Annotated in this window: 1 protein-coding gene; it reads left to right on the top strand. The window is 44.4% G+C overall.

From position 1 onward, the window contains the following. Positions 1 to 534, top strand: a 534-nt coding sequence (locus tag R8O10_RS27220; RefSeq protein WP_318192231.1) for an aminotransferase class I/II-fold pyridoxal phosphate-dependent enzyme, incomplete at both ends; no start/stop codon positions are given.

Below are 534 nucleotides of genomic sequence, written 5' to 3'. Positions count from 1 at the left end.
AATGCTGGATGATCTTGCTAAAGCAGGGCCGACAGATGTGGTTCTACTGCATGGTTGTTGTCACAACCCAACAGGCGCAGACATCGACTTTTCCGCATGGCAAGCTATTACAGAACTTTCTCAAAAGAACGGTTTTACGCCATTTGTTGATATCGCGTATCAAGGTTTTGGTGACGGCTTAGAAGCTGACGCAAAAGGTCTTCGTTACATGGCGGATAATGTCGAAGAGATGTTGATTACAACTTCTTGTTCTAAAAACTTTGGCTTGTACCGCGAACGTACTGGTGCTGCTATTGTTGTGGGTAAGAACACGCAAGACATCACTAACGCGAAAGGCAAATTGTTAACGTTGGCGCGCTCTACATATACGATGCCACCCGATCATGGTGCTGCTTTAGTGAAAACCATTCTGCAAGATGCGAACCTGACTTCTGTCTGGAAGCAAGAGTTGAGCGAAATGCAACAACGTTTGGTCAGCCTTCGTCAAAGTTTGTGTAACGAATTGAGAAACAACCATAATACAGATCAATTTGA

This window comes from Vibrio sp. 1727 (genome assembly GCF_033344415.1).
GTDB lineage: Bacteria > Pseudomonadota > Gammaproteobacteria > Enterobacterales > Vibrionaceae > Vibrio > Vibrio alginolyticus.
The sequence above is the reverse complement of the archived record's forward strand: the minus strand, read 5'-3'. Positions and strand labels throughout refer to the sequence as shown.